Origin of the sequence: Cribrihabitans neustonicus (assembly GCF_048820895.1) — a bacterium.
Classification (GTDB): Bacteria; Pseudomonadota; Alphaproteobacteria; order Rhodobacterales; family Rhodobacteraceae; genus Cribrihabitans_A; species Cribrihabitans_A neustonicus.
In genome coordinates this window covers 470,357-495,432 of record NZ_JBMERQ010000002.1, presented here as the reverse complement: position 1 = coordinate 495,432, position 25,076 = coordinate 470,357, and the positions used below count along the sequence as shown (strand labels likewise).

General features: G+C 67.4%; 24 protein-coding genes. 13 read left to right on the top strand and 11 right to left on the bottom strand.

Annotation, left to right across the window (positions count from 1 at the left end; genetic code table 11):
* Positions 1 to 32: 32 nt before the first annotated feature.
* Positions 33 to 377 carry a DUF2794 domain-containing protein gene (locus tag ACOHWE_RS07465; RefSeq protein WP_420665358.1) on the bottom strand — a complete coding sequence of 115 codons (345 nt, stop codon included), beginning with the start codon at positions 375 to 377 and terminating at the stop codon, positions 33 to 35.
* Positions 378 to 507: 130 nt separating this feature from the next.
* On the bottom strand, positions 508 to 2,166 hold the full coding sequence (locus ACOHWE_RS07460; protein WP_420665357.1) for a Y-family DNA polymerase: 1,659 nt from the start codon (positions 2,164 to 2,166) through the stop codon (positions 508 to 510).
* Positions 2,167 to 2,332: 166 nt separating this feature from the next.
* Here ACOHWE_RS07460 and ACOHWE_RS07455 point away from each other — a divergent pair, with 166 nt between their 5' ends.
* The gene (locus ACOHWE_RS07455; RefSeq protein WP_420665355.1) at positions 2,333 to 2,833 is read left to right on the top strand and encodes a cytochrome c; all 501 of its coding nucleotides are present in this window, start codon (positions 2,333 to 2,335) and stop codon (positions 2,831 to 2,833) included.
* 117 nt (positions 2,834 to 2,950) lie between these two features.
* Here ACOHWE_RS07455 and ACOHWE_RS07450 read toward each other — a convergent pair whose 3' ends face one another.
* Entirely contained in the window at positions 2,951 to 3,568 is a 618-nt protein-coding gene (locus ACOHWE_RS07450) for a TetR/AcrR family transcriptional regulator (RefSeq protein WP_420665354.1), read from the bottom strand.
* Positions 3,569 to 3,775: 207 nt separating this feature from the next.
* On the opposite strand from ACOHWE_RS07450, the gene mbfA reads away from it, so the two are divergent.
* From mbfA to ACOHWE_RS07410, 8 genes are all read left to right on the top strand, one after another.
* Positions 3,776 to 4,750: an iron exporter MbfA gene (mbfA, locus tag ACOHWE_RS07445; protein WP_420665917.1), complete on the top strand. Its 975-nt coding sequence runs from the start codon at positions 3,776 to 3,778 to the stop codon at positions 4,748 to 4,750.
* 161 nt (positions 4,751 to 4,911) lie between these two features.
* A complete protein-coding gene (locus ACOHWE_RS07440) occupies positions 4,912 to 5,841 on the top strand; it encodes an AEC family transporter (RefSeq protein ID WP_420665352.1) in 930 nt (309 codons plus the stop codon).
* A 121-nt stretch (positions 5,842 to 5,962) separates the two neighbouring features.
* Positions 5,963 to 6,796 (top strand): S-formylglutathione hydrolase, encoded by an 834-nt coding sequence (fghA, locus tag ACOHWE_RS07435; protein ID WP_420665351.1) that lies wholly within the window; start codon positions 5,963 to 5,965, stop codon positions 6,794 to 6,796.
* Positions 6,797 to 6,812: 16 nt separating this feature from the next.
* Positions 6,813 to 8,309, top strand: a complete 1,497-nt coding sequence (gene sthA / locus ACOHWE_RS07430; protein WP_420665350.1) for a Si-specific NAD(P)(+) transhydrogenase — start codon at positions 6,813 to 6,815, stop codon at positions 8,307 to 8,309.
* Positions 8,306 to 8,761 carry a YaiI/YqxD family protein gene (locus tag ACOHWE_RS07425; protein WP_420665349.1) on the top strand — a complete coding sequence of 152 codons (456 nt, stop codon included), beginning with the start codon at positions 8,306 to 8,308 and terminating at the stop codon, positions 8,759 to 8,761. The genes sthA and ACOHWE_RS07425 overlap by 4 nt, the downstream gene beginning before the upstream one ends.
* Positions 8,762 to 9,056: 295 nt before the next feature.
* Positions 9,057 to 10,019 (top strand): DMT family transporter, encoded by a 963-nt coding sequence (locus ACOHWE_RS07420; protein ID WP_420665348.1) that lies wholly within the window; start codon positions 9,057 to 9,059, stop codon positions 10,017 to 10,019.
* Positions 10,020 to 10,035: 16 nt separating this feature from the next.
* The gene (locus ACOHWE_RS07415) at positions 10,036 to 10,656 is read left to right on the top strand and encodes an HAD family hydrolase (RefSeq protein ID WP_420665347.1); all 621 of its coding nucleotides are present in this window, start codon (positions 10,036 to 10,038) and stop codon (positions 10,654 to 10,656) included.
* Positions 10,657 to 10,689: 33 nt separating this feature from the next.
* Entirely contained in the window at positions 10,690 to 11,607 is a 918-nt protein-coding gene (locus tag ACOHWE_RS07410) for an ornithine cyclodeaminase family protein (RefSeq protein ID WP_420665345.1), read from the top strand.
* Between the two features lie 108 nt (positions 11,608 to 11,715).
* Here the strand turns inward: ACOHWE_RS07410 and ACOHWE_RS07405 are convergent, their stop codons facing one another.
* Positions 11,716 to 12,954 carry an MFS transporter gene (locus tag ACOHWE_RS07405; RefSeq protein ID WP_420665344.1) on the bottom strand — a complete coding sequence of 413 codons (1,239 nt, stop codon included), beginning with the start codon at positions 12,952 to 12,954 and terminating at the stop codon, positions 11,716 to 11,718.
* Between the two features lie 182 nt (positions 12,955 to 13,136).
* On the opposite strand from ACOHWE_RS07405, the gene zapE reads away from it, so the two are divergent.
* The gene (gene zapE / locus ACOHWE_RS07400) at positions 13,137 to 14,216 is read left to right on the top strand and encodes a cell division protein ZapE (RefSeq protein ID WP_420665343.1); all 1,080 of its coding nucleotides are present in this window, start codon (positions 13,137 to 13,139) and stop codon (positions 14,214 to 14,216) included.
* A 77-nt stretch (positions 14,217 to 14,293) separates the two neighbouring features.
* Here zapE and ACOHWE_RS07395 read toward each other — a convergent pair whose 3' ends face one another.
* The 3 genes from ACOHWE_RS07395 to ACOHWE_RS07385 form a co-directional block, all read right to left on the bottom strand.
* Complete coding sequence (locus tag ACOHWE_RS07395) at positions 14,294 to 15,589, bottom strand: bifunctional folylpolyglutamate synthase/dihydrofolate synthase (protein WP_420665341.1); 1,296 nt, start codon at positions 15,587 to 15,589, stop codon at positions 14,294 to 14,296.
* Positions 15,590 to 15,741: 152 nt separating this feature from the next.
* A complete protein-coding gene (accD, locus tag ACOHWE_RS07390) occupies positions 15,742 to 16,695 on the bottom strand; it encodes an acetyl-CoA carboxylase, carboxyltransferase subunit beta (RefSeq protein WP_420665339.1) in 954 nt (317 codons plus the stop codon).
* 61 nt (positions 16,696 to 16,756) lie between these two features.
* Complete coding sequence (locus ACOHWE_RS07385) at positions 16,757 to 17,647, bottom strand: CPBP family intramembrane glutamic endopeptidase (RefSeq protein WP_420665338.1); 891 nt, start codon at positions 17,645 to 17,647, stop codon at positions 16,757 to 16,759.
* A gap of 180 nt (positions 17,648 to 17,827) precedes the next feature.
* Between ACOHWE_RS07385 and ACOHWE_RS07380 the strand changes: the two genes are divergently transcribed.
* The 3 genes from ACOHWE_RS07380 to ACOHWE_RS07370 all read left to right on the top strand — a co-directional run bounded on the left by ACOHWE_RS07380 (position 17,828) and on the right by ACOHWE_RS07370 (position 19,817).
* Positions 17,828 to 18,604, top strand: coding sequence for a hypothetical protein (locus ACOHWE_RS07380; protein WP_420665336.1), 777 nt, complete (start codon positions 17,828 to 17,830; stop codon positions 18,602 to 18,604).
* Positions 18,605 to 18,672: 68 nt separating this feature from the next.
* The gene (locus tag ACOHWE_RS07375; protein ID WP_420665335.1) at positions 18,673 to 19,440 is read left to right on the top strand and encodes a DUF6478 family protein; all 768 of its coding nucleotides are present in this window, start codon (positions 18,673 to 18,675) and stop codon (positions 19,438 to 19,440) included.
* Between the two features lie 11 nt (positions 19,441 to 19,451).
* Complete coding sequence (locus tag ACOHWE_RS07370; protein ID WP_420665333.1) at positions 19,452 to 19,817, top strand: hypothetical protein; 366 nt, start codon at positions 19,452 to 19,454, stop codon at positions 19,815 to 19,817.
* Between the two features lie 25 nt (positions 19,818 to 19,842).
* Here the strand turns inward: ACOHWE_RS07370 and ACOHWE_RS07365 are convergent, their stop codons facing one another.
* The 4 genes from ACOHWE_RS07365 to gpmI form a co-directional block, all read right to left on the bottom strand.
* Positions 19,843 to 20,907 (bottom strand): bifunctional transcriptional activator/DNA repair enzyme AdaA, encoded by a 1,065-nt coding sequence (locus tag ACOHWE_RS07365; RefSeq protein ID WP_420665916.1) that lies wholly within the window; start codon positions 20,905 to 20,907, stop codon positions 19,843 to 19,845.
* Positions 20,908 to 21,041: 134 nt separating this feature from the next.
* Positions 21,042 to 22,376, bottom strand: a complete 1,335-nt coding sequence (locus tag ACOHWE_RS07360; protein WP_420665331.1) for a S41 family peptidase — start codon at positions 22,374 to 22,376, stop codon at positions 21,042 to 21,044.
* A 7-nt stretch (positions 22,377 to 22,383) separates the two neighbouring features.
* Positions 22,384 to 23,517 carry a murein hydrolase activator EnvC family protein gene (locus ACOHWE_RS07355; RefSeq protein ID WP_420665329.1) on the bottom strand — a complete coding sequence of 378 codons (1,134 nt, stop codon included), beginning with the start codon at positions 23,515 to 23,517 and terminating at the stop codon, positions 22,384 to 22,386.
* Complete coding sequence (gene gpmI, locus ACOHWE_RS07350) at positions 23,514 to 25,031, bottom strand: 2,3-bisphosphoglycerate-independent phosphoglycerate mutase (protein ID WP_420665328.1); 1,518 nt, start codon at positions 25,029 to 25,031, stop codon at positions 23,514 to 23,516. Before gpmI ends, ACOHWE_RS07355 begins: the two co-directional genes overlap by 4 nt.
* Positions 25,032 to 25,076: the final 45 nt, after the last annotated feature.

Below are 25,076 nucleotides of genomic sequence, written 5' to 3'. Positions count from 1 at the left end.
TCCGCCGCCAGCGTCACCCGTCAGGCCGCGGTTCAATCCACCGGGCGGATCAGCTTGCGTTCCAATACCCGCAGCACCGTCTTCAGATCGCCGCCGCGTTTCAGGATCTGCCCGTCCATGCCAACCACCGAATACTGGCCCTGGCGGCTGCGCAGCTTGGGGCGCTTTTCGATCCGGTAGAGCGGATGCTCGGCCGTGCGCCGGAACACCGCGAAGACCGCCAGCTCGCGCAGCGAGGAAATGCCGTAGTCGCGCCACTCTCCGGCGGCAACCATGCGCCCATAGAGCGACAGGATGACTGACAGTTCGCGCCGGTCGAAAGCGACTTGCTGGGGAGGGGAAGAACCGGGAAAGGGCTGCACCTGATCAAAGCTCATAGGTAAAAGGTTGCGGCAAAAGCGCCATAAATCAAGCTTATTCGCATTTCCGCCGCTTCACGGGGGCGGCATCTGCCCCCGGCCCTTGGCGCCTGCCCCGCCGCTTTACCGGGACCTGATCCGGCCCGCTTCAGTCAAAGCTGCCGTGGCAGAACCAGCCCGGCGACAGCGCCCCGCCATGGGCGTAGAACAGCCACAGCCGCTCGCCGCTCTGCGCCGTCACCACCCAGTAGTCACGCACGCCGCTGCGCCAGCCGGGATCTTCCAGCCACCATTCCGGGGCGATGCGCTCGGGGCCTTCTGCCGCCGCCAGCTGCCAGTTGCGGCCGCGCCAGCGGAACTGTCCGGGCACCGCGGGTACTTCGGGGGCAGAGACCAGCTCGGGCGGCCAGATCAGCAGCGGGCGCGGGCGGGGCGGCGGCGGCCAGTTCCCGGCGGCGGGCTCCGACCAGGCCGCGGCCAGCATGGCGGCGGTCTTCTCGGGGATGTGGCTGTCGGCCGGGTGATAGCGGGTGATTGCTTCCAGCCCCAGCCGCGCGCCCAGACGGCCGATCAGATCCTCCACGCCCGCACCTGCCTCCGCCGCCTGACGCCGCGCGCGCGCCGCCGCGCCTGCCTCCAGGTGCCCCGCCGCCGTGCCCGCGTGCAGTGCCTCCACCTGCAGGGCCTCCAGCCGCAGCATGTCGATGCCGAAGCCCGCGTCGATCTGTTCCAGCTTCATCTCCAAAAGCGGGCGGATGCGGGCCGGCTCGCGGCTGGCGCGTGCCAGCCCCACCGTCACTGCCTCCATCTCCTGGTCGCAGCGGTGCGCCTCCAGCCGCAGCGCGCGCAGCCCCTTGCCGCGCGCCTCCAGCCGGGCGCAGAGCCGCGGCAGCATCCGGTCCACCGCCGCCAGCAGATCCTCCATCAGGCCGATCGGGTCGGGCAGGGTCAGCCGCACCGCGAAGTGATCCGGGCTGCGCGCGGGCGAGACCGGCTCCGGCGCGCTGCCCATCGCCTGATCCAGCCGCTCCACCAGGCCGCGGCCGAAGCGGCGCGCGAGGCTGGCGCGGGGCTGGCCCAGAAGGTCGCCGATGCGGCGCAGGCCAAGCCGGTTCAGCTGTGCCATCGTGGTACTGTCGAGCCGCAGCGCCGCCACCGGCAGCGGGCTGAGCGCGCCGAAGGCCTGGCCGGGCGGCGCAATCCGCCCGGCGCCCGCGGGCGGCTGCGGCGGCAGAGCAGAGGCAGTGGCCAGGCGCCGCTTGCCCGCCCGCGAGCGGGTGGCGCGGGCTTCCTGGTCGATGGCATCGCCGGAGCGGTCCGGTGCCGCCTCCGCCCCGCCATAGCGCGCCAGCGCCCACGCCGCGCCCAGGGTATCGGCCAGCCCGGTCTGCACGCTCAGCCCCATCTGCGCGCAATCAGAGGCGGCGCGCTCCAGGAGCGCCTCCTCGCCGCCGAAGAGATGCGCGCAGCCGGTCAGGTCCACCGTCAGCCCGTCGCGGCCCGCCTCCGCCACCCAGGGGCTGAACTTCCCCGCCCAGCGCCGCAGAACCGCCAGAAAGGCCGCCTCGGCGGCCGGGTTGCGGGGGCGCACGGTGAGATGGCCGCACATCGCATAGGCATCGCGCAGCGGCTGGCCCGTCTGCAGCCCCTCCGCCGCGGCGGCGGCGTTTAACGCGGAAATAACCTGTGTGTTGGAGACTTCCTCCACAACGGCAAGCGGCCCGGCCAGGCCGCCCTCCCGCCCGCGCATCAGGCGCTCCGCACCAAGGCGCGGAAACCACAGCGATAAGATGCGTCGGCGGGGCATGGGCAGCAGCAGGGTCGCAAAGAGGTGACGGCAGGATCACGGGGCCGGTCGGGGCCGGGCCATGGGAGACAAACTTTATGTTCTTATTTTGTTCTCATCAACCGATTCGTCTCCGCCGTGTCCCTGCGGGCCAGCGGACGGCTGCCACCGAAGCGGCGGCGGCCCGATGACCCGGCAGGCGGTCCGCAGGACGGGCCACGCGCTGCGCCACAGCGCCGTGCTGGCCCTGCTGCTCCTGGCGGTGGCCTGCGGCGGCACCGGTCTCAATCCCGGAGACCACGTCACTAGCAAGCATGTCTCCAGCCGCCTCGCGCTGATGGCCGGGCAGAAGGCGGAGATAGAGGCGCTGATTGCCATGACCTCCGGGCGCACCGCTTTCGACCGCGCCCGGGCCAAGGCCGCGCGGGGGCACCTGATCCGCTCTACCGGCACCATCCGCAAGCGGTTCAGAAAGCCAAGGCTGGACCGGCGCTCCCATGCGCGGGTGCTGATCTGGCAATCATGGGACGACTTCAAGGACCGCGCCGCCGCCGCGGAGGCCGCGGCGAAGGCGCTCAACACCCGCAACCTCAAGGGTCTGCGGCGCACGCTGCCGGGGCTGATGCAGCGTTGCCAGAGCTGCCACGAAACCTACCGCGACACTCCAAACACCTTCATCACCCATTGAGACGGGGGGGGGCTGGCGGTCATTACGCCTGCCTGCGGTGCGCCCTTCTCAATGGGGTCCGAGACTGCAGGCGTAAGCAGGCGAGGGAAGCCGTCAGAGGAAGCCGGTTCCAATCCCTCAGGCGCCGTAACGCGCCATGAAAGTCTCCACCGCCCCGGCCACAACCCGCTCGCGCTCAGCTGCGGAGAACTCGGTGTCGATGTTGAACAGAAAGCGCACGAAGAGATCGGCATGGCACAGCTCGATGAACTGGTCGGCGGCCAAGTCGAAATCCTCGATCTTCAGCTCGCCCCGTTCCGCCGCCTCCTGCAGGTAGCTGCGGATCTGCTCTTGCACCACCTTCGGCCCGCTTTCGAAGAACTGCGGCCCCAGTTCGGGGAAGCGGTCGGCTTCGGCGACGCAGATACGGAACATGCGCAGGCTGAAGTCAGAGAGGATCACAGCGAGAATATGCTCCGCCGCGGCGCGCAGCACCTGATGCGGCCCGCAGACGGGCGACGCCAGGTCCAGCGCCGAATCCGCCTGCTGCATGCAGCAGGAGCGCACCACCTCCATGAACAGCAGCCGCTTGTCGGGGAAATAACTGTAGAGCGTCGCCTTGGACACGCCGGCCGCCTTGGCAATGCTGTCGACACTCGCGCCTTCGAAGCCGTCCGCCATGAAGACCTGGCGCGCGCCCTCGATCACCTGGCCGAATTTCCGGCCTGTGCGCAGAACGCCGGCTTGCTGATTCATACGAGTTCCTCTGGGTAGGGCTAACGGGCCGCGATACAGGAGCGGGCTTTGGGGACGTACACCTAATGTAGTCGTCCGGACCGCGGGCAACAACTCCCGCCCCGAAACCTGCAACTGCCCGCAGCGCGCAGAACGGAGAGGCAGAGGGCGTCTTGCGGCGGCCCGGCGGGGAGGTATATTAGAATAATTCTAATTCGAGGGCCGATGATGCGTTTCCTGTCCTTCCGCAAGCAATTTTCCGATCTGAGCGAACAGGAGATCCTGGCTCTGGCGATCTCCTCTGAAGAGGACGATGCACGGATCTACCGCAGTTTTGCCGCACAGCTGCGCCAGGACTATCCGGAGAGCGCGGCCATGCTCGACGGCATGGCCGCGGAGGAGGACGAACACAGGGCCGGTCTGATCAACCTGCATGAATCACGGTTCGGCCCGGCGATCCCGCTGATCCGGCGCGAGCATGTGGCCGGTCACTACGCCCGCCGCCCGGTCTGGCTGACGCGCAACCTCGGGCCCGAACGGATACGGGAGGAGGCGAAGGCAATGGAACGCCAGGCCGAGCGTTTCTACACCGCCGCCGCCGCCCGCAGCCGTGATGCCGCCACCCGCAAGCTGCTGGGCGATCTCGCCGCCGCCGAAGGCCGGCACGAAGCCGTCGCAGCCAATCTGGAAGACGCGCATTTGCCCGCCGCGAAGCGCTCGGACGAAGCCGCCGCCGCGCACCGCCAGTTCCTGCTTACCTGGGTGCAGCCGGGGCTGGCCGGGCTGATGGACGGCTCGGTCTCCACACTGGCGCCAATTTTTGCCACTGCCTTTGCCACACAGGACACCTGGACGACGTTCCTGGTCGGGCTGGCGGCCTCGGTTGGGGCGGGGATCTCGATGGGGTTCACCGAAGCCGCCTCGGACGACGGTCAGCTGTCAGGCCGCGGCTCGCCAGTGAAGCGCGGGATTGCCTCCGGTGTGATGACAACGCTGGGCGGGCTTGGCCATGCGCTGCCCTACCTGATCCCGGAGTTCTGGACCGCCACAGTGGTGGCCCTGACGGTGGTGTTTCTCGAGCTCTGGGCGATTGCCTGGATCCAGAACCGCTTTATGGAGACGCCCTTCTGGCGCGCGACGCTGCAGGTGGTTCTGGGCGGCAGCCTGGTGCTTGCGGCCGGCATGCTGATCGGCAGCGGCTAGGGCGCGGCGGCGAAGCGGCAAGGACGGCGCCCGCCCGTTCCGGAGGCAGTGCCACCCCATTACAGCGGCAGCGCAATGCCGCCGGGCCCCTGCCCTGCCCGCGGCCAGGACGATCCACAAACCCCTTTGCCAATTGGTCAAATCAAGTTACCAATCCGCGAATGGCCGAGATCTTTTTCCGCACCCTCCCCTTCTTTGCGATCATCGCGCTCGGCTACGGTGCCGGGCGCAGCCGGTTTTTCACCGAAGAGGCCACCGCCTATCTTACCAAGTTCGTCTTCTTCTTCCCGCTCTCGGCGATGATCTTCCGCTTTGCCGCCAACCTCTCCTTTGCCGAAATCTTCGACCCTCGGCTGGCGCTGGGTTATCTGGCGGGCACGCTGGCGGTCTACCTGCTGGCGACACTGGTGGCCTTGCTGCGGCGGCTCGACATGCAGACCGCGGCGGTAGAGGCGCAGTGCGCGGCGATCGGCAATGTCGGCTTTCTCGGCCTGCCGATGATGGCGGTGCTGTTCGGGGAGGCTTCGGCAGGGCCGATGATGCTGGTCTTGAGCGTCGATCTGGTGGTGTTTTCCTCGCTGATCGTGATCCTGATCAACGCAGGCCGCGGCGAGGGGCTGAGCCTTCAGACCTTCAAGCTCGCCGGGCTGGGGCTCTTGAAGAACCCGATGATCCTGTCGATCTGCGCAGGTCTTGCCTGGTCGGCCTCGGCGCTGCCGATCCCGGTGCCGGTGAACGACTTCCTCTCCGTGCTCGGCGGCGCGGCCACGCCCGGCGCACTGTTTGCCATCGGCGCGTCGCTGGCAACAAAGACGGCCGAGCGGGTGCAGATCGCGGGCTGGCTCAGCTTTGCCAAGCTGGTGCTGCACCCGGCCCTTGTCGCCATCGCGGTGCTGTGGCTGATCCCGGCTGATCCCTATGCCGCGAGCATTGCGATCTCCGCCGCGGCGCTGCCGGTGGCGGGCAATGTCTACATGCTGGCGCAGCATTACGGTGTGGCTCCGCACCGCGCCTCGGCCGCGATCTTCATTTCCACCGTGCTGTCGATTCTGACGGTTCCGGCGGCAATTGCCTGGATCTCCGCCGCCTGAACCCCGCCCGCCGCCCCGGCCCGGCGGATTTGCCGCAAAAACCGCCGCCGCCGCCGCCCCCTCACTGGACCCTGCGCCCGCCAGCCGCTAGCGATAGGGCAGCAGAACAAGGAGCCTCATGATGGAAACCGTCTCGGAAAACAGAGCATTCGGCGGCGTGCAGGGTGTCTACCGCCACGCCAGCAGCGCCACCGGGGGCGACATGACCTTCGGCCTGTTCCTGCCGGAAGAAGCGAAGGACGGCCCGGTGCCGCTCTTGTGGTACCTCTCGGGGCTGACCTGTACCCATGAAAACGCGATGACCAAGGCGGGCGCGCAGGGGTGGTGTGCCGAGCAGGGCATCGCAATCGTTTTTCCCGACACCAGTCCGCGCGGCGACAACGTCGCTGACGATGCGGCCTACGACCTGGGCCAGGGCGCGGGCTTCTACGTCAATGCCACCCAGGACCCCTGGGCGCCGCATTACCGCATGTGGGACTACGTCGCCGAGGAGCTGCCCGCCTTCCTGGGCGAGCATTTCGCCGTCGACCTGGAGCGCCAGTCGATCACCGGCCATTCCATGGGCGGCCATGGCGCGCTGACGCTGGCGATGAACCTGCCGGGCCGCTTCAAGTCGGTCTCCGCCTTTGCGCCGATCGCCAATCCCACCGCGTCGGACTGGGGCCGCAAACAGCTCAGCGCCTACCTGGGCGCCGATGAAGCTGCCTGGGCCAAACACGACGCCACCCTGCTGATGGGGGAAAAGGGCTTTGACGGCCCGGTCCTCACCGACACCGGCACCGCCGACCAGTTCATCGACCTCCTGAAACCCGAAGCGCTGGCACAAGCCGTGGCCGAGCGCCGCCAAGAGGCCACCCTGCGGCTGCAGAAGGGCTACGACCACAGCTATTTCTTCGTATCGACCTTCATGGAGGAGCACGTCGCCTTCCACGCCGATGCGCTCTACCAGGACTGAGGCCGGGGGCACAGCGATGCGCAACACATACGATTATGACCTGATCATCATCGGTTCCGGCCCCTCCGGCCGCGCCGCGGCGATCCAGGCAGGCAAGCTCAAGCGCAAGGTGCTGGTGATCGACCGCAAGGACCGCCTCGGCGGGGTTTCGGTGCATACCGGCACTATCCCCTCGAAAACCCTGCGCGAGACGGTGCTGAATCTCTCCGGCTGGCGTGAGCGCTCGTTCTACGGCCGCTCCTACCGGGTCAAGGACGAGATCCGCGCCGACGACCTGAAGGCCCGGCTGCACATGACCCTCGATTACGAAGTGGACGTGCTGGAGCACCAGTTTAACCGCAACCATGTCGACACTCTGCACGGGCTGGCCAAATTCATCGGCCCGCACGAAATCGAAGTGGCGACCGAGGCGGGCGAAACCACCCGGCTCACCGGCGAGAAGTTCCTGATCTCCACCGGCACCAAGACCTACCGCCCGGAATACGTGCCCTTCAACGGCAAGACCGTGGTCGATGGCGACGAGTTTCTTGAGATGGCCGAGATCCCGCGCTCGCTGATCGTGATCGGCGCCGGGGTGATCGGAGTGGAATATGCCACCATGTTCTCCGCGCTCGACGTGCGGGTGACTCTGATCGAGCCGCGCGAGACCTTCCTCGACTTCATCGACAAGACCCTGATCCAGGACTTCACCCACCAGATCCGCGAGAACGGCGTCGACCTGCGGCTGGGTTCGGCCGTGGACAGCATCGAGGACCGCGGCGAGCATATCGAAGTGAGCATGGCCAACGGCCGCCATGTGCGGGCCGAGATGCTGCTGTTTGCCGCCGGGCGCATGGGGGCGACCGCGGCGCTGAACCTAGAGGCGGTGGGGCTTGAGACCGACCACCGCGGCCGGATCAGCGTCGACCGCAAGACCTACCAGACCGCGGTGCCGCATATCTACGCCGCGGGCGACGTGATCGGCCACCCCTCGCTTGCCTCCACCTCGCTGCAGCAGGGCCGGGTCGCCGCCTGCCACGCGCTGGAAACTCCGACGCTGCCGGAAAGCCCGTGGTATCCTTACGGCATCTACTCGGTGCCCGAGATCTCCACCTGCGGCATGTCCGAGGAGGAGTTGCAGGAGCGTGGCATTCCATATGAGGTCGGCGTCGCCCGCTTCCGCGAGACCTCGCGCGGGCACATCATGGGGCTGGAACACGGCATGCTGAAGATGCTGTTTTCGCTCAAGACCCGCCGGGTGCTTGGCGTGCAGATCGTCGGTGAGGGCGCGACCGAACTGATCCACATCGCCCAGGCGGTGCTGAACCTGAAGGGCACGGTGGATTATTTCGTGCAAAACACCTTCAACTACCCGACGCTGGCCGAAGCCTACAAGATCGCCGGGCTGGATGCGTTCAACCGGATGCCAATTCCGGAGGAGTTCAAGGTGAAGAAGCCGGGCCAGCCGCCAAAGGAGGGCACGGCGGCCGCCAAGCCCAAGCCTGCCCCCGCAAGCAAGAAGGCAGCGGAGTGAGCGCGCTCTATATCGATGCCGACGCCTGCCCGGTGAAGCAGGAGGCCGAACGCGTGGCCTCCCGCCATCGCGTACGCATGTTTGTGGTGTCAAATGGCGGGCTCAGGCCGTCGCAGAACCCGCTGGTGGAGACGGTGATCGTCGCAGCAGGCGCGGACGAGGCCGACATGTGGATCGCCGAGCGCTGCGGGCCGGGCGACGTGGTGGTTACCGGGGACATCCCGCTCGCCGCCAAATGCATCGAGGCCGGCGCCCGCGTGCTGCGCCACAACGGCGAGCGCTTCACTGAGGCAAACATCGGCCAGCAGCTGGCGATGCGCGACCTGATGGCGGACCTGCGCGCCGCCAATCCGCTGGGGGCGCAGGGCGGCGGCAAGGGTTTCACCAAGGCCGACCGCTCCCGCTTCCTCGACGCGCTGGAACGCGAACTCAGGGCGGCGAAACAGGGCTGATACCGGGACAAGGCCCCGCACCGGCGGACCGCGCGCACGCGCGGCTTGGCCCGGAGGCGGGCTCATGCGGCCCCAGACTTGTGCAGGCGCGGCCAGGGCAAACCTGCCCCTGAACCGCACCTCAGCAATCCTTAAATGCCCTCCGCCACTCCTGTCCTCCCGTTCTGCGGCCAAAATTCCGGCGCGGAATTTTGGCCGGAAAATTTGCAATTTTCCGTGCCGCGCCCCATTGCCCCCCGCCCGCATCCGCGCCACTGATTGGCCGGTCCCGCTATAAGCAAGCCAAGGAGCGCAAATGAGCAGCCAGACGCAGGTCAGCATTCCCGGCCTGCTGGCCGCCGCAGGGGCCGCCGTCGCCTTCTCGATCATCGACGTGATCTTCAAGTTCCTCTCCGGCGGCTACCCGCTTTACGAGGTCGTGCTGTTCCGCTCCCTTACCGGTCTTGCCCTGCTGCTCGCCATCATCATGCCGCTGGAAGGCGGCTACCACCTGCTGCGCACCCACCAGCCGCGGCTGCATGCACTGCGCTGCATGGCGGTGCTGTTTGCCAACATCTGCTTCTTCACCGGCCTGGCCATCCTGCCGCTGGCCGAAGCGGTCGCCATCGCCTTTGCCACGCCGCTGATCGTCACCACGCTGTCGGCGCTGTTCCTCGGCGAACGCCCCGGTCCGTGGCGCTGGGGCGCGGTCTTTGCAGGCTTCCTCGGTGTGCTGATCATCATGCGCCCCGGCCCCGGCAGCTTCCAGCCCGCCGCGATCCTGCCCGTCCTAGGTGCCTGCGGCTACGCCACGCTGCACGTGCTGACCCGCCGGGCCGGCGGCAGCGAGCGCGCCGCCACCCTCGCCTTCTACCCGATGCTGGGTTTCCTGATCGTCAGCGCCCTTGCGGGCCTCGCCTTCGGCGACGGCCGCTTCGACACCGGCGACAGCCCCGCGCTCGGCTTCCTGCTGCGTGCCTGGGTCTGGCCCGCGCCCGAAGACTGGCCGCTGCTCGCAGGGGCAGGCATCGCGGGCTCCCTGGGCGGCTATCTGGTGAGCCAGGCTTACCGGTTGAACGAAGCCGCGCTCGCCGCGCCTTTCGAATACATCGCGATGCCGATGTCAGTATTCTGGGGCGTTATGGTGTTCAGCGAATGGCCCGATCCGCCAGTCTGGGCCGGAAGCAGCTTGATCATTGGCGCGGGGCTTGTTTCTGTATGGCGCGAGACCCGCCGCAACCGCCCCGCCCCCAGGCCGCGCCCGCGTGCGGCGGGATAGAAACAAGGACCCGCTCATGCCCGCAGACGCTGTAGTATTCGACATTGGCCGCGTTCTGATCACCTGGGAGCCTGAGCGTTTCTACGACAGCCGCATCGGCGCAGACCGCCGCAGGCGCATGTTCAAAGAGGTGCCGCTGCACGCGGTGAACCTCGAGATCGACCGCGGCGCCCCCTTCCGCGACACGGTCTATGGCCTGGCGGAAAAGCACCCCGCCTGGCAGGAGGAAATCCGCTGGTGGCACGATTGCTGGCTGCAGATGGTTCCCGAAGCAATCCCCCATACCGTCCGCCTCAAACAAGCGCTGCAGGCGCGGGGCGTCCCGGTATTCGCCCTCAGCAACTTCGGTGCAGAGACCTTCGAAATTGCCTGCCAGACATATCCTTTCCTGCAGGGTTTCGACCGCACCTTCGTCTCCGCGCATCTGAACATCATCAAGCCGGAACCGGAAATATACGCTATTCTGGAACGTGAAACCGGGGTGGCGCCGGACCGGCTCCTGTTCACCGACGATCTTCCCGAAAACATCGGGGCCGCGCAGGCGCGCGGCTGGCAAACCCATCTGTTCACCGCGCCCGGCCCCTTCGCAGAGCGGCTGGTGCAGGAGGGGCTGCTGAGCAAGGAGGAGGCCGCCTGAGGCGGCCCGCAAACCGAACGGCACGAGGCGCTCATGACCATTCCCTACATCACCTTCGAGCAGGGCGAAGCGCTCCTGGATTGGACCCGCTTTGCCGAGGCGCTGGCAGAAGGCCACAGGCTGCCTAAGGCGGAGATCGGCGATACCTTCCTCTACCGCGGCGAGGATACCCTGCTGAGCCGCGCCGCCTGGATCGACGGGCTGGGGCTCGCGGTGAAATCCGCCACCATTTTCCCCGGCAACCCGGCCAAGGGCAAGCCGATGGTGAACGGCGCGGTCTGCCTCTACTCCGACACCGACGGCACGCCGGAAGCGCTGGTGGATTTCCACCTGGTCACCAAATGGAAGACTGCCGGAGACAGCCTGCTCGGCGCGCTGCGGCTCGCCAACCCGGAGAGCCGCGAGATCCTGATCGCAGGCGCCGGCACCGTCGCCGCCTCGCTGATCGAGGCCTTCGGTGCTGCCTACCCCAAGGCGCAGATCCGGGTCTGGAACCGCACCGCCGCCAAGGCGGAGGCGCTCGCCGCACAATACCCAGGCACCAAACACGCTCCGGAGCTGGAACCGGCCGCGCGCGCGGCAGACATCATCGTGACCTGCACCATGTCCTCCACCCCGGTGATCGAGGGCGCGTGGCTGAGGCCCGGCCAGCACCTCAACCTGATCGGTGCCTACCGCCCGGACATGCGCGAGACCGACGACACCGCGCTCGCCCGCGCGCAGATCTACTGCGACAGCTTTGACACCACGCTCGACCACATCGGCGAGTTCAAGATCCCGCTGGAAGCCGGCACCCTCAAGCGCAGTGACGTGCTGGCGGACTTCTACGCGCTGGACCGCTTCCCTGCCTATGACCCGGAACAGATCACCCTGTTCAAGAACGGCGGCGGCGCGCATCTGGACCTGATCGCCAGCCGCCACATCCTCGGCCTCTGGCAGGCCCGGCAATAAACGCGCCGAAACGGGGCGGGCTGCGAGTTCATCCGCCCCTTTGCCGCTTTCAGGCCTCCAGTTCCCAGCGGACCACGGGCGCTGCCAAACGCCGTCCGCCGCTCCGGTTCAGGCCACCGCAGCCCGCAGCGGACGTTCCCGCACCGGCAGATGCACGATGGCACTGAAGGCCCCGACGGCGACGCCGATCCACCACACGAAGGTGTAATCGCCGTAGATGTCATACATCCGCCCGCCCAGCCACACGCCCAGGAAGCTGCCAAGCTGGTGGCTGAAGATGACGATGCCGTAAAGCGTGCCCATGTAGCGCAAGCCATAGATATGCGCGACAAGGCCGGAGGTGAGCGGCACCGTCGCCAGCCACAGCGCGCCCATCACCACCGAGAAGACGATCACGCTAACGGGCGTGATCGGCACCAGGATAAAGACCGCCGCCGCCAGCGTCCGTCCGGTGTAGATCGCCGCGAGCAGGTATTTCTTGGAGTAGCGCTTGCCCAGCCAGCCCGCGAACAGCGTTCCGCCAATATTGGCCAGGCCGATCAGCGAAATCGCCACCGCCCCCAGCGCCGAGGTCGAGGTGATGCCGATATTGTAAAGTGCGCCGCCCGGCATGATCGGACCGCACATCTCGGTGACAAATGCGGGAAAATGCGCGGTGACGAAGGCGAGCTGGTAGCCGCAGCTGAAGAACCCGAGGAAAATCAGCGCATAAGACGGATCGCGGAAGGCCTTCATCAGGATCGCGCCCATGCTTTCCTCCAGCTCATGGCGCGAAGCCGGTTCCGGTGCGCGCATCAGCGGCAGCGTGAGCAGGAGCGACAGGACAACCCCGGCAAATACCAGGAACACGCTCTGCCAGCTGAGGAAGGACAGCATCCACTCCGCGGCAGGCGCGCCAAAGACCTGCCCCGCGGAGCCCGCCGCGGTGACGATGGCCAGCGACATCGAGCGGTTCTCGTCCGAGCTGGCGCGCCCCACCACTGCCAGCACAACGCCAAAGCCCGTGCCCGCGATGCCAAAGCCGACCAGCCACTCGTAGGCCTGCATCTCGAACGGCGTAGTGGCGCCCGCGCTCAGGACCAGCCCCAGAGCGTATGTAAGCGCGCCGAGAATGATTGCCTTGCGGTCGCCGATCTTCTCGGCGATGGCGCCGAAAATCGGCTGGCCGATGCCCCAGGCCAGGTTCTGGATCGCGATGGCGAGGGAGAACTCGGAACGCAGCCAGTGAAATTCTTCGGCAATCGGGATCTGGAACACCCCGAAGGAAGCGCGGACCGCGAAGCTCACCATGATGATGATGCAGCCGACGATCAGGACGGGGGTGAAAAGCGGCGCCTGGCGGTCCATTTTATGTCTCCTTGCCGGGCCAGTCCCGGCCCCCGGTGACCCTACGGATATTCCCGCATCCGTCAAATCAGGATAATTGCGCCGCGGCTTAAGAGAATTTGATCCATCGCCTCAGCTCCCTGCGCCGATGCTGCCGCAAGCGGCGCTTTTCTTCGCGATTCCGCCGCGCTATGGCTGGGCGCATGACGCATCTCAGCACGCTTTACCAGCAGAAGATCAGCGCAGGCGGCCTGCGCCCGGATACCGCCCAGGAGGCGGTGCTGCCGGAGTTTGACCGGATCGCCGCAGGGCTCATGGCGCCGCCGGTGAAACGCGGGCTGTTCCGCAAGGCGGCCTACCAGGAGGTGCGCGGGCTCTACCTCTGGGGCGGGGTCGGGCGCGGCAAGTCGATGCTGATGGATCTCTTCGTGGACAGCCTCGACGGCGTGCCCTCCCGCCGGGTGCATTTCCACGCCTTCATGCAGGAAATCCACGCCAAGCTGCACGAGGAGCGCGGCAATGGCACCGAGGACGCGCTGGCGCCGGTTGCGGCGGAGGTTGCGGGGAGCGTGCGGCTCCTGGCCTTCGACGAGATGCAGATCACCGACATCACCGACGCGATGATCGTCGGCCGCCTGTTCGAAGCGCTGTTTGCAGCGGGCGTGACTGTGGTCACCACCTCGAACCGGCACCCGGATGATCTCTACAAGGACGGGCTGAACCGGCAGCTGTTCCTGCCCTTCATCGATCTGATCAAGGCGCAGATGGTGGTCTGGGAGATGGATAGCGCCACGGACTACCGGCAGGACCGGCTGACCGGGGCGCAGGTTTACTTCTCCCCGGCGGATGCCGCGGCGCGCGCGCAGATCCGCGCCATCTGGGAAGACCTTGCGGGCGGTCCCGCGCAGCCGCTGGTGCTGGAAGTGAAGGGCCGCGAGGTGATACTCCCCGCCTTCCGCAACGGCGTGGCGCGGGCAAGCTTCTACGACCTTTGCGGCAAGATGCTTGGACCAGGAGACTATCTGGCGATTGCCCAGGAAGTGAAAGTGCTGGTTCTGGAGGATATTCCCCGGCTGTCGCGCAGCAACTTCAACGAGGCCAAGCGCTTCGTCACCCTGATCGACGCGCTTTATGAGGCAAAGGTCCGGCTGATCTGTTCTGCCGCAGCGGAGCCGGAATATCTCTATGTCGAGGGCGACGGCGCCTTCGAGTTCGAGCGCACGGCATCGCGGCTGCGGGAGATGCAGGACAAGGATTGGGGGCAGATCCCTGGCAGGAAGTAGGGGGCGCTGCCCCCTCGGCCCTCCGGGCCTCACCCCCGGGGTATTTGCGGTCAGAAAGTGGCTCGTACGGGATTTCCTCAGCCGTTTTCGCGCAGGATGTGGCCCGCGAGATAGAGCGAGCCGCAGATCAGCACGCGGGCCTTTGGGTCGCGGGCGATAATCTCCCTGAGCGCGGCGAGCGTGCTGTCGGCGGTGCTGGCGGGGATGCCCGCAGATTTGGCCGCGGCGGCAGTGTCTTCGGCTGGAAGCGTGTTCACCTCATCCGGGATCGAGATCGCCGTGAGGCTTTCGCAGCGGACGGCAAGCGGGCGCATGTAGCCGCTCACGTCCTTGGTATTGAGCATGCCGCAGATCAGATGCGTGGGGCGGGCCGGTAGCTTGGCCAGCACATCGGCCAGCGCGATGCCCGCGGCAGCGTTGTGGCCTCCGTCGAGCCACAGCTCGGCCTCGGGCGCGGCCTCCGCCAGCGGGCCGGTCTTCAGGCGCTGCATGCGGGCAGGCCATTCGGCATTGACCATTGCCGCCTCGCAGGCGGCCTCATCCGCGCCGAGATGGCGCAGCGCGGCCAGGGCGGCGCCCGCGTTTTGCACTTGATGGGCCCCGAGGAGCGCGGGCAGCGGCAGATCCAGAAGGCCGTTTTCGTCCTGGAACACCAGGCGGCCGCGCTCCTCCCAGACATGCCAGTGCTGGCCATGGGCAATGAGCGGCGCGCCGAGCCGGGCGGCGGTGGCCTCGATCACTTCCATCGCTTCCTCGGGCTGTGGGCCTACGACGACCGGGATGCCACGCTTGATAATGCCAGCCTTCTCACCTGCGATCTTCGCCAGCGTGTTGCCGAGAAACTGCTCGTGGTCGATCGACACCGGCGTGATAATACTGAGGGCCGGTGCGTCCACCACGTTGGTCGCATCGAGCCGCCCGCCCAGGCCCACTTCCAGCAGCGTGTAGTCGGCAGGCGTGCGGGCAAAGGCGAGGAGCGCGGCGCAGGTGGTGATCTCGAAGTAGGTGATGTTTTCGCCACCGTTGGCCGCGTAGCATTCGTCGAGGATTTCGGTGAGGTGGGCTTCGGAGATCAGCGCCCCGGCCAACCGGATGCGCTCGTGGAAGCGGGCGAGATGCGGCGAGGTATATGCATGCACCGACTTGCCCGCACCTTCCAGCCCTGCCCGGATCATCGCCTGGGTCGAGCCCTTGCCGTTGGTGCCCGCGATATGCACCACCGGCGGCAGGTTGTCCTGCGGGTTGCCGAGCGCCTCCAGCAGGCGCCAGACCCGGTCCAGCGTCAGGTCGATGATCTTGGGATGCAGCGCCATCATGCGGGCGAGGATCGCATCGGAGCTTTTGGCGGAAGTCTGGGGGGCGGTCTGGGGCATCAGCCAAGTCCTGTCGGGCGGCCGGTCCGCAGGCTGGCCAGGCTGAGGCGAGGCGCAACGCCCGGACCGGGGGAAACAAGCAAATCGCCCGGAGCCCGGGCGCGGGTGGTGCTGCCCGGCCAGAGCGGCCGGACAAGGCTATTTACACCGGCTTACTCGGCCGCTTCATCGCGCGCAGCGTCATTGCCTTGCGCATTTGCGGCCTCGGGCGCCTGTTCCTGCGCCTGCGGTGCAGGCAGATCCCCCACCACCTGCGGCGGCAGCCCCATCAGCATCCGGGTGATGGTGATCAGCTCTTCGCGCAGCTCGGTGCGCGGGGTGACGCGGTCCAGCATCCCGTGGTCGAGCAAGTACTCGGCGCGCTGGAAGCCGTCGGGCAGCTTCTCGCGGATGGTCTGCTCGATCACCCGGGGACCCGCAAAACAGATCAGCGCATTGGGTTCGGCGATATGCACATCGCCCAGCATCGCGTAGGACGCGGTGACGCCGCCGGTGGTCGGATGGGTGAGCACCACGATGTATGGAAGACCGGCTTCCTTCAGCATCTCCACCGCCACGGTCGTCCGCGGCATCTGCATCAGCGACAGGATGCCTTCCTGCATGCGGGCGCCGCCGGCCGCCGAGAACAGCACCAGCGGCCGCTTCAGCTTCACCGCTTCCTGGGCGGCGGCGATGATGGCGTTGCCTACATACATCCCCATCGAGCCGCCCATGAAGGAGAAGTCCTGCGCCGCAGCGATGATCGGCGTGCGGCCGATCTCACCGGCGGCGACCAGCATGGCTTCCTTTTCGCCGGCCTTGCGCTTGGCGTCTTTCATGCGGTCGGGGTATTTCTTCTGGTCGCGGAACTTCAGCGGATCGGCCAGCGGCTCGGGCACCGCGACCTCGGTGAAAACACCGCCGTCGAACAGCGCCCTGAAGCGGTCGCGCGGGGCAATCTGCATGTGGTGGCCGCAGTTCGTGCAGACGTTCAGATTGTCGCTCAGCTCGCGGTGAAACAGCATCGTGCCGCATTCATCGCATTTGCGCCACAGGTTCTCGGGGACTTCGCGGCGCGAGAAGATCGAGTTGATCCGCGGCCGGACGTAGTTAGTGATCCAGTTCATCAGTGATGCCTCTCCAGGGGGCGGTTTGCCTCCAGATAAGGCCCTCCGCGCCCAATTGCAATCAACGCCTGATGGCCAGCCGCGCCACCAGCCAGCTGATGAGCATCAGCGCGAAATCCACCGCCATCCAGGGCCTCAGGCCTTCGGTATCGGCCATGCTGAAGGGAACGAGGTAGAGCGCCAGCCCATTCAGGCTGGTGGGGGAGGCAAAAAGCAGAAGCGCGGCGGCGTTGTTGAAGAAGTGCACTGCCATGGCTGGTCCCAGGGTGCCGGCGCGGGCAGTGAGGTCGGCCATAAGCACCCCGAAGGCACCGGCCCAAGCGGCGATCAGCAGCGCGTTTTCCCCCGCCTCAGCCGGCAGGTAGTGGCCCAGTGCAAACAGCGCCGATGGGCCGAGCAGCCAGACCACGCGGCTGCGGAATCGCGCGGCCAGCGCTTGCTGGGCGTAGCCGCGGAACAGGATCTCCTCGGCGCTGGTCTGCACCAGCACCGCCAGCACCGAGAGCGGCAGAAGCCCAATCCAGAGCTGCAGCGGCAGGTTCGGCGTCATCGGCGCGCCCATGCCGTAGGGCGGCAGCAGCATCAGCACCGCGCCGAGGCCCATAAGGTACAGGCTGACCCGCCCGAACTGTGCCGCGAGGGGCCTGAGGGCGCCGGTCACTGTTGCAAAGCTGCGCCGGTGCAGCAGCCGCACCGCTGCTGCGACCCCCACCACCAGGAAGCCGAAACTGCTGAGCAGCACCAGCATCGCGGCCGGATTGCTTCCATCCGCCAGACCGTCGAGCCAGGGGCCGGGGAACAGCTCCGTCACCACGGCCTGCAACGCCAGCGTCATCCCAAAACTGACCAGCGCCACCAGCAGCAGCCCGAGCATTAAGCGCCACAGCTGGGGCTTCGCCCGCGCGGCACTGACCAGCGCTTCGTGAGCTCTGTAGCTATGCGTATGCGGCATGCGTGTCTCCCAGCGGTTTCTGCTCTTAGCCCGGCCCCGCGGCCCGCCCGGTGCCGGGGCGGACAGCGCTGCAACGCCGCCTCCGGGCTGCCTTGGGCCGGTGAATGCGGGCTTGTCCTGCCAGCGGGGCGCTTTTATTCCTGCAGCCAATATAGGAACATCTGCCGGGAGGGGGCAGACGTGAGCAAGACAAATACCCGCAATTCCGGGATTTTCCGAAAAACCGGCATAAACCGGCCGCTTGCCCTGCGCCGCGCCCTTCCCGGCGCGGCAGCGCTGGGGCTCGTGCTGGAGCTGGCTGGCTGCAGCCCTCTGGACGGGCCGGGCGGCGCTCAGGTGATGCAGATGGCCGGCGGCAGCCTGCGGCTGGCAGCGCCGGAAGGGTTCTGCATCGAGCCCCGCAGCAGCAGTGCCACCGCGAGCGGCGGCTTTGCCCTCCTGGTACCCTGCGGGCACAGCTGGCAGCCGGGCCGCAAGGGTGCGGTGCTGACCGCCGCCGCAGGCCCCGCCGCAGCGGGGACCGCGACGCCGTCGGCAAGCGACATTGCCGCAATGTTCCCGGGAGCCGAACTTCAGGAGAGCCGGACCGGCGGCCCGCTGCCGCTGGTGCGGCTGAAGCATGCCGGTTATACCGCCAAGGGCGCGAGCCCTGTGCATTGGCGCGGCGCCTTCGTGCTGGAGGGCCATCTGGTAGCCTTGGCGCTCTACGCGCCAGAAGGCAGCCGCGCGCTGGGTTCGCATGGAGCCCGCTTGCTGGAACAGCTCACCCGCGCCACGCTGGCGGCCAGCGCGGAACCGGAGCCCCAAGGCAATGACAAAGCAGTGGCAGCACCTGAAGAACCCCCGCAGCAAACCGCCAATCTGCTGCGGCCACGGGCGCATCCGCGCCGGCTTGGACCCGCTGCCGCGGCCCCCTCCGCCGGCTTCGCAGCGCGGATTGCCGCTTGGTTTCGCTAACCCCTCCCCGCTAGACTGCCGCAAACGCGCCCGGGCAGGCAGGAACTCAGAGAGCAGGACAAACCACCATGGCCAGGATATTGGACCAACTGCTGCATACGCGATGCCTGCGGCACTGGCGCAGAGCCGCATCCGGGACTGCCGCCGCCCCTTTGGGAGAGCTGCGCCGCCAGCGCGGCCAGGCCCGTGCGCTGCGCGCTCAGCTTGATGACTTCCTGCGCGGCGCCGAGGCCCGGCTGGCGCTTCCGAAGATGGGCTCGCAGGCCTTCCCGCGCGAGCAGGGAACCGATTGGGGCTGGCGGCCGGATCTCTGGTGCCGCCCCCTGGCGGAACGCGGCATCGCCTCCGCTGCGCCCGCTACCCGGCTCAATGGCGGCGTGCAGCTGTTCCACGACTGCCCCCGCGCCGAGCTGAGCCTGCGCCAGCTGCGCAACACCCGCCCCGAAGACCTTGCTCCCTTCGGCCTGCGCATGGATGTGTTCGAATTCGACGGCTCCTTCCTGTCGCTGAGCATCGACCTGCCGGCCGGCGCAGCTGACGGTCTGACCCGCGGCCATCTGGTGCAGCTGGGCTGCGCGCTGGAAGCCGAGCATCCGCTGGACATCTTCGCCCGGCTGAACATCGAGCACGGGCCCAATACCGAACAGATCGTGCGTGAGCTGCCGCAGCCGGGCCAGACGCAATCCGCCCTGGTGGAATTCGATCTCGCCTACTCCCGGCTGAACGAGAAACGCACCGGCAAGATCTGGCTGGACCTGATCTTCGAGGCGCCGGAGATGAATCAGATCGTCCTGCGGGACCTGACCCTCGCGCGGCTGCGGCGTGCGGCAATCTGATGGAGACAGGCATGGCGGATCTGACACTGACAAAAGTCCGTTTTCGCAACGGCATCTGGGAGGGGCGGCTCAGCAATGCCCGGAGCCGGCCCGAGATCACCGTAATGCACCGCGACCACCCGCTGGAGGGTATCGCGCTGGCGGAGGGCGAACGCGGCGAGTGGCACCTGTCGGTGCCGGTTCCTGCGGATGCGCTGGGGGACGGAACGCAGACCTTTGTGATCTTCGATTCCGGAAATGCCGCCCGCTTGGGCGCATTTACTGTGACCGGCAGCAGCACCGAGGACGCGGGTCTGCGGGCCGAGGTGGAGCTTTTGCGGGCCGAGCTGGACATGCTGAAACGCGCTTTCCGCCGCCACTGCCGGGACACCGCCTGAGGCGCGGCCTTGACAGGCTGAACGTTCAGGCGGTCAGCCGGGCGCGATACTGTGCCTCAATCGCGATCAGCCGCTCCTTGCGCCAGAGCCCGCCGCCATAGCCGGTCAGCGATCCGTCCGCACCAATGACCCGATGGCAGGGGACGATCAGCGCCAGCTGATTGGCACCATTGGCCCGCGCCACTGCCCGCACTGAGGATGGCCTGCCGATGGCATGGGCCATCTGCCCGTAGCTGCGGGTCTCCCCCGCCGGGATTTTTTGCAAGGCACGCCAGACCTCGCGCTCGAACGGGGTGCCGTGCAGCGCCAGGGGCGTTTGGAAATCCGCCCCCTCGCCTGCAAAGAAGCGGCGCAGCTCCGCCGCAACCTGCGCCGTCGGCGGCGGCGTGCCAAAGCCCAACCCGCCGGGCTGCGCCGCTTGCAGACGGGCCACCTCACGCGGCAGCGCCTTGCGGTCCGCAAACTCCAGCAGGTGCAGCCGGTGTTCGCAGCTCACCGCGATCATTGCCCCAAGCGGCGTGTCGATCCAATCCGCCAGCAGCAGCGCGTCCTTGCGGAAGCTGCCTGGCGCCTGCCCCGCGAGCCGGGCAAAGGCCGCGCGGAAGGCGCTGGCGGACTCGAACCCGGCCTCAAGCTGCGCCGCGATCACCGGTTCCCCCGCTTTGAGCGCCGTAAAGCCCTCTCGCAGGCGCCGCTGCCGGGCCATGGCGAGGAAGGTCATCCCGAACTGCCGCTTGAAGGCGCGCCGGACGGTGGAGGGATCGAAACCCAGTACGGTCAGATCGCCCTCGCCCCAGCGGTGCAGGGGGCGGTCTTCCAAGAGCGTGAGCAGCCGCTGCACGACGGGATCGTTTCCTGCCGCAGCCTCCAGCGGCCTGCAGCGCTTGCAGGCGCGGAAGCCCGCTTCGATGCAGGCGCCGGGGGTTTCGAAGAACTGGCAGTTGGCGAACTTGGGCTTGCGCGCCGGGCAGGTCAGCCGGCAGAAGATGCCGGTTGAGCTGACCCCAACATAGGCGCGCCCCTCGTAGGACGCATCGCGCGCCAGGAGGGCCTGGTAAAGGGTTTCGGAATCGGGCAGGTCGAACATCATGGCGCCACCATAGCGCAAGCCGCAGGGCCTGTGCGCCGGAGATCGGGCGTCTATTTGTCTCCACTGCTGCACGTACAAAAAAAGGGCCGCATCTTCGTGGCGCGGCCCTTGAAAAATTCTTGACGATCAAAGACTTACTGCGGCCCCAGCGCCACCAGACCCTTCAGGATATCGATGGCATAGGCAAGCTGGTAGTCCTCCTCGCGCAGTTCGGCAGCCTTTTCGGCCTTCTCGCGCTCGGCCTCGATCTGGCGGACCTCATCCTCGGAAAGGCTGTCGTTGTTGAGGCTGCCTCGCAGGTCCGCTTCCGAGCGCGAGCGGCGGGTCGGCCCCTGCTCCTCGTCTTCGGCTTCCGGGTTGCGGCGCGGCTGCGCCACCACGATGTCGGGGCTGACGCCCAGAGCCTGGATCGAGCGGCCCGAAGGCGTGTAGTAGCGAGCTGTGGTCAGACGCATCGCACCCTCGCCCTTCAGAGGCATCACCGTTTGCACCGCCCCCTTGCCGAAGGACTTCGTGCCGACCACGATGGCGCGGCGGTGGTCCTGCAGGGCACCCGCGACGATCTCCGACGCCGAGGCGGAGCCGCCGTTGATCAGCACCACGATGGGCTTGCCCTGGGCCAGGTCGCCGGGGGTGGCGTTGAAACGCTCGCCGTCTTCCGGGTTGCGGCCGCGGGTGGAGACAATCTCGCCCGAATCCAGGAAGCCATCGGCCACCTTGATCGCCTGGGTCAGCAGGCCGCCGGGGTTGTTGCGCAGGTCCAGCACGATACCGTTGATCGCGTCGATGCCGCCGGCTTCCTCAATCTGCTCCTTCAGGTTCTCTTCCAGGTTCGGCATGGTCTGGTCGTTGAAGGTGGTGATCCGCATCACCACTGTCTCACCCTCGGTGCGGGCACGCACGGCGGTGAGCTTGATGGTGTCGCGGATGATCGACACGTCGAAGGGCTCGGCCTCGCCCTCGCGCACCACTGTAATCACGATTTCCGAGCCGACCGGTCCGCGCATCAGGTCCACCGCCTCGTCCAGCGACAGTCCAAGCACGCTCTCGCCATCGACATGAGTGATGAAGTCGCCCGCTTCCATGCCTGCGGCGTCGGCCGGGGTGCCGTCGATGGGGGAGACCACCTTGACGAAGCCTTCCTCCTGGGTGACCTCGATGCCGAGACCGCCGAACTCGCCCCGGGTCTGCACCCGCATCTTCAGCGCGTCATCCGGCGACAGGTAGCTGGAGTGCGGATCGAGCGAGGAAAGCATGCCGCCGATCGCGGCCTCGATCAGCTCCTTCTCGTCCACTTCCTCCACGTATTGGGCGCGGATGCGTTCGAAGATATCGCCGAACAGGTCGAGCTGCTCATAGACATTGGCCTCGCGCGCACCCTCCTGGGCCAGCAGGGGGCCAGCCACATGGGTTGTCGCCAGAATGCCTGCCAGCGTGCCGCCGATGGCGGCCATCGCAAATTTTCTCATGTAGCCTTCATCCACTTTTCCCCGTGCGGAACCATGTCGCAGGGTCCACCGGGCTGTTGTCCATTCTAACTTCTATATAGAGCGTTTCTGTCCGGTCAGTTCCACCCCCTTCACCGCTTGTTGACAGAATTGCCTCAGGCGCGGGATCGCCGCCGCCCATCAGCCCCACCGGGCTGCCCGCAGGGATCACCTCGCCCGCTTCCCCATAGACCTCGGCCAGCCCCGACAGCACGAACAGCGTGCCCGGCTGGGGCTCCAGAATCATCACATTGCCGAGGTCCAGAAGCGGGCCGCGGTAGCGGATGGTGGCCGCGGTGGGAGAGGTGACCAGCGCCCGCGGCCGCGCCGCAACCAGCAGGCCTGCGCGCGCAACCCCCGCGGCGTCGCGCTCGCCATAGCCGCGCAGCACGAGCCCCTCGACCGGCAGCGGCAGGCCGCCGCGCTCGGCGCTGATGTCGGCCTCCGAGGGCCGGATCTCACCGCCCGCGATCTCCGAGAGCCCGTCGGCAAAGCCCGCCAGCGTCTCGGTCGAGGAGATCAGGATGGCCGTGCGCACCGGGTCCTCGGTGAAGCGGCGCGGCAAGCCGGTGCGGTCAGCGATGGCGGTCGAAAGCTGCACCCGCGCCTGCTGCACCCCCAGAAGGCCATCTTCCAGCGTGCGGGCGGCGCTCTGCTGCAGCAGGCGGAGCGCACGGACCTCTTCCAGATCCTGCTTCAAGGCCTGGGCACGGGCGTGCAGCGCCGGGGTGACCTCTGCCAGCATCATCGCCGAGCGCGCCGCTCCCAGCGGGCCTGCCGGGTGCGACAGGAGCACCGGCGGCGGCGCCGTCTCAATGGCCTGGATCGCGCCCAGAAGGCCCGCCGTCTCGCGCTTGCGGGCGGCGAACTGTGCCGAGAGCTGCGCCTCGCGCCGGGCCACACGGCGCAAGCCGTCGCGCATCGCCGCAAGCCCGGCCTCATAGGCCTGCACCGCACTGGTCAGCGCCTTCACCCGGTCGCGCGCGCCCTCGGCCTTCTGCAGGCGCACCGAGGCCGCCTCCAATTCCGCCGCGGCCTCTCTGGCGGCCGCAGCAGGCTCCGCCGCCGCGGCCAGAGGCGTCAGCACCAGCCACAGGCCTGCAAGCGCTGCGCGCAATCTCATGACAGCAGGCTCTCCCCGGTCATCTCGGCCGGTTTTTCCAGCCCCATCAGATCCAGCAGCGTCGGCGCCAGATCGGCAAGCCGCCCGTCGCGCAGTTTGGCACCCTCCGGCCCGCCGACCAGCGCCACCGGCACCAGGTTCAGCGTATGCGCGGTATGGGCGCCGCCGGTTTCGGGGTCCACCATCACCTCGCAGTTGCCGTGGTCGGCGGTAACCAGCATGGCGCCGCCCGCCTTCTTGAGCGCCGCGACCACCTTGGCCAGCCCCTGGTCCACTGCCTCGCAGGCCTTGATCGCGGCTTTCAGGTCTCCGGTATGGCCGACCATGTCGGGGTTGGCGTAGTTGGTGACAATAAGGTCATAGCCCGCCCCGATCGCCTCGACGAATTTCTCCGTCACCTCCGGCGCGCTCATCTCGGGCTGGAGGTCATAGGTTGCGACCTTGGGCGATTTCGGCATGAAGCGGTCCTCGCCCTCCTCCGGCTCTTCCTTGCCGCCGTTGAGGAAGAAGGTCACATGCGGGTATTTCTCGGTCTCGGCGAGGCGGAACTGGCGCAGGCCCTGCTTCGCCACCCATTCGCCCAGCGTGTTGACGATGGCCTCCTTGGGGTAGCAGGTGGTCATGTAATCGTTGTGCGCGGCGGAATATTCCACCATGCCCAGAAGGCCCGCCAGCCTGGGCCGCTCGCCGGTGTCGAACTCGGCAAAACCCGGCTCGCCGATGGCGCGGAGGATTTCGCGGGCGCGGTCGGCGCGGAAATTGAGGCAGAAGAACCCGTCGCCGTCCTTCAGCCCCTCGTAACCCGCTATCACGCTCGCGCCGATGAACTCGTCGTTCTCAGACTGGTTGTACGCGTGGTCGATGGCATCATGGGCGTCGCGCACAGGGCGGCCCTCGGCCTTGACCATCGCGTCATAGGCTTCCTGCACCCGCTCCCAGCGGTTGTCGCGGTCCATCGCGTAGTAGCGCCCAATGACGGTGGCGATGCGGGCGCCATCGGGGAGCTTGTCCTTCAGCTCCTCGAAATAGCCGTAGGCCGACCTCGGCGCCACGTCGCGGCCGTCGGTGACCGCGTGCAGCCAGACCGGCACGCCCGCATCGGAGATCGCCTTCACCGCGGCGAGGATATGGGTGATGTGCCCGTGCACGCCCCCGTCCGAGACCAGCCCCATCAGATGCGCGGCCCCGCCCGTGTCCTTCAGCTCGGCGATGAAATCTTGCAAGGCGCTGTTGTCAAAGAAGGAACCATCCTCGATCGCCAGGTCGATCTGGCCCAGGTCCATCGCCACCACCCGGCCCGCACCGATGTTGGTGTGGCCGACTTCCGAGTTGCCCATCTGTCCGCTCGGCAGGCCCACGTCGGGGCCGTGAGTGATCAGCTTCGCGGTGGGGCCTTCGGCCATGATCGCGTCGAAGGCGGGGGTTTCAGCGAGGTAAGGCGCGTTGGCGGGTCCGGGCTCGGCACTGCCCCAGCCATCAAGGATGCACAGGACGACAGGTTTGGGTCTGGTCATGAGAGGGCTCCGGCACTGCTGTGGTTGAGGCTCTTCTACAGGCTC